This is a genomic window from Candidatus Electronema sp. JC (assembly GCF_048287365.2).
In the GTDB taxonomy this organism is placed as follows: Bacteria; Desulfobacterota; Desulfobulbia; order Desulfobulbales; family Desulfobulbaceae; genus Electronema.
The window spans coordinates 1-3225 of sequence record NZ_JBLWEM020000012.1; the positions used below are offsets into that span (position 1 = coordinate 1).

General features: G+C 61.0%; 2 protein-coding genes. Both read left to right on the top strand.

Annotated features, from left to right (window positions below):
* Positions 1 to 166 precede the first annotated feature (166 nt).
* A complete protein-coding gene (locus tag ACNKH3_RS01585) occupies positions 167 to 1213 on the top strand; it encodes an NAD(P)H-dependent glycerol-3-phosphate dehydrogenase (protein ID WP_420207999.1) in 1047 nt (348 codons plus the stop codon).
* Between the two features lie 168 nt (positions 1214 to 1381).
* Positions 1382 to 3130 carry an anaerobic carbon-monoxide dehydrogenase catalytic subunit gene (gene cooS, locus ACNKH3_RS01590; protein ID WP_420208000.1) on the top strand — a complete coding sequence of 583 codons (1749 nt, stop codon included), beginning with the start codon at positions 1382 to 1384 and terminating at the stop codon, positions 3128 to 3130.
* Positions 3131 to 3225: the final 95 nt, after the last annotated feature.

A 3225-nucleotide genomic window follows, 5' to 3' on the forward strand; every position in this document is an offset into this window, starting at 1 on the left:
ACGTTCTGGTTCGGTGAGTTGTGTGTAATGCTTCATGCGCGCTCCTCTTGCTTGGCGGTGAGAATTGAGCCATCATGTTACCATAACTCACTCTTTTCTCAACCCCGCAAAAGTTGCACTTACAACTTGAATCCACGATCGGAAAAAGACCGCATACGACACATTGATGAACTCGAACACGATTGCGCAAACAGCAGTGATCGGCGCGGGCAGCTGGGGCACCGCCTTGGCCAAGCTGCTGGCGGACAAGGGCATGCAGGTCGCGCTCTGGGGCCGGAACAGCACGCATGTCGCCGCTCTGCGCCGCGACCGTGAAAACCGCCGCTACCTGCCCGGCGCGGCCCTGCCAGCTGCGCTTCAGCCTTCGGAGAACTTGGCTTGCGTGGCCGACTGCCAGTGCGTGGTGATGGCGGTGCCTTCGCACGGCTTCCGCGAGGTTTTCGTCCAGCTTGCGCCGCTGCTGCAAGATGGCGCACTGCTGGTTTCGGCGGTGAAAGGCATTGAGATTGCAAGCGGCCAGACCATGTGCCAGATCATGCAGGCCGAGCTGGCTAAAATCCAGCGGGAAAAGGCTGTCCCTGTCGGTGTCCTCAGCGGCCCCAGCTTTGCCGATGAAGTGGCCAGAGCGCAGCCGACAGCGGTCACAGTGGGCTTTGCCGGCATAGCGGCGGCCAAGGCGGTGCAGCAGCTTTTCTCCACGCCGTTCTTCCGCGTCTATACCAGCAGCGACATCATTGGCTTGGAGATTTCCGCCGCGATGAAGAACGTCATCGCCATCGCCGCAGGCATAGCCGACGGCCTCGGCTGCGGCCTCAACGCGCGCGCCGCGCTGATCACACGCGGCTTGGCGGAGATCACCCGGCTTGGCGTGGCAATGGGGGCCAATCCGCTCACCTTTGCCGGACTTGGCGGCTTGGGCGATTTGGTGCTGACCTGCACCGGCAGTCTCAGCCGCAACCGCACCGTCGGCCTGAAGCTGGGCGAGGGCCGCACGCTGGCCCAGGCACTTGCTGAGATGACTATGGTCGCCGAGGGCGTGAAGACCACCAAATCCTGCTGGCAGATAGCCAGACAGGCTGCCGTGGAGATGCCCATACTGGATCAGGTCTATCAGATCCTCTACGAGGATAAGCCGTGCAAGGCAGCAGTGCAGGAGTTGTTTCAGCGCAGCTTGAAAGAGGAGGCGGAGTCTGCAACCTCTGTGTGCGACTGATTTTTTATGTGATTTTAATAGATTGAAATATAAGGAGCAGAATATGCTGTCCCTCTCAAGAGACCCCGCTGTCACCGAAATTCTGGCCAAGCACAAAGGCGGCCCCAAGCTCCAAACCGCTCTTGGGACAGATATGAGGCGCAGCAGCCGCAATGCGGCTTCGGCGAGCTGGGAGTCTGCTGCCGCCACTGCATGCAGGGGCCGTGCCGGATTGATCCTTTCGGCGAAGGGCCGCAGCGGGGCATCTGCGGCGCGGATGCCGACACCATGGTCGCGCGCGGCCTGGCACGGGCGGTGGCGGGCGGAACCGCCTCGCACAGCGGCCATGCCCGCCACGTGGCGCATGTGCTGAAAAAAGCCCTGCTCGGCGGTGCTCCTGATTACGCGGTCAGAGACAAAAAAAAGCTGGAGGCGGTGGCCAATCGGCTGGGCATTGAGACGCTGGGCCGTTCTGCGCAGGACATTGGCTTGGACGTGGCCGAGAAAGCCTTGGCCGAATTCGGCGACAACGACAATGCCCTTGCCTGGGCGGCGACGACCATGACCAAAGGGCGGCTGGAAGCATTCAGCAAATTGGGCATTGTCCCGACCAGCATTGACGGCAGCGTGGCCGAGGTCATGCACCGCACAACCTACGGCGTGGACGCGGAGCCGGTCAATATTCTGCTTGCCGCGCTCAAATGCGCCCTTGCCGACTATGCAGCTTGTCACATGGCCGCCGATCTCTCCGACATTCTCTTCGGCACGCCGCAGCCGGTCGTCAGCCGGGCGAATCTCGGAGTGATCAAAGAAAACGCGGTCAACATCGCCCTGCACGGCCACAATCCGTTGCTCAGTGACATCATCGCTCAAGTCGCTTCAGAGCCGGAACTGATTGCAGCGGCCAAGGAGGCGGGCGCGGCAGGCGGCCTCAACGTGGTCGGTATCTGTTGCACCGGCAATGAGGTGATGATGCGGCATGGCATTCCGCTGGCGACCAGCTCGCTCTCGCAGGAAACAGCGATCATGACCGGCGCGCTCGACGCGATGGTGGTTGATTATCAGTGCATCATGCCTGCGGTGGCGACTGCGGCGGAATGCTTCCACACCAAGATCATCACCACCATGCCTGTCGCCAAGCTGCCGGGCGCGGAGCATGTCGCCTTCAGCGATGACAAGGCGGCGGACTGCGCCCGCGCCATTCTGCTCAAAGGCATTGCCAATTTCAAGAACCGCTGCCCGGACAAGCTCTGCATTCCCTCGATCAGCTCCGCCGTCATTGCCGGTTTCTCCGCCGAGGCGATTATTGCCGCGCTGAGCAAGGTCAATGCTGAAGATCCGCTCAAACCGCTGATTGACAGCATTGTTGCGGGCAAGATCCGGGGCATCTGCCTCTTCGCGGGCTGCAACAGCGTCAAAACTCCGCAGGACCGCAATTATATTGAAATGGTCAAGCTGCTGCTGGCCGAAAATGTGCTCATCCTCGCCACAGGCTGCGCCGCTTCCGCCTATGCCCGCCACGGCTTCATGACTTCTGAGGCCACAAAACAATATGCGGGCGCGGGATTGGCCGCTGTGCTGACAACAGTGGGCGAAGCCGCTGGTTTGGGCGGGCCGCTGCCGCCAGTTCTGCACATGGGTTCCTGCGTCGACAACGCCCGGCCTGTGGATGTCGCGGTTGCGGTGGCCGAACGGCTGGGCGTTGACCTCAGCCAGCTACCGGTGGTTGCCTCCGCGCCGGAAGCAGTGACGGAAAAGGCGGTGGCCATCGGCACTTGGGCTGTGGCGGCGGGATTGCCTGTGCATCTCGGCATTGCGCCGCCGGTGCTCGGCAGCGTGGTCGTCACCAAGACGCTGACCAGCACAGTCAGCGAGCTGCTGGGCGGTTATTTCTTAACCCAAGTTGTGACCTATAACATCGTTTTTTCGATGCCATAGGCCAATATGAACAAGAACACCTTCAATTCAAATCCATGCGACGTGACAGCATGAATATGCGCTGGAAATTTTTGGGCGATGACGCTGAATGCCGA

What these genes read in the sequence shown, in the direction of transcription:
- ACNKH3_RS01585 (WP_420207999.1), top strand. Translation starts at nt 167, where the DNA reads ATGAACTCGAACACGATTGCGCAAACAGCAGTGATCGGCGCGGGCAGC.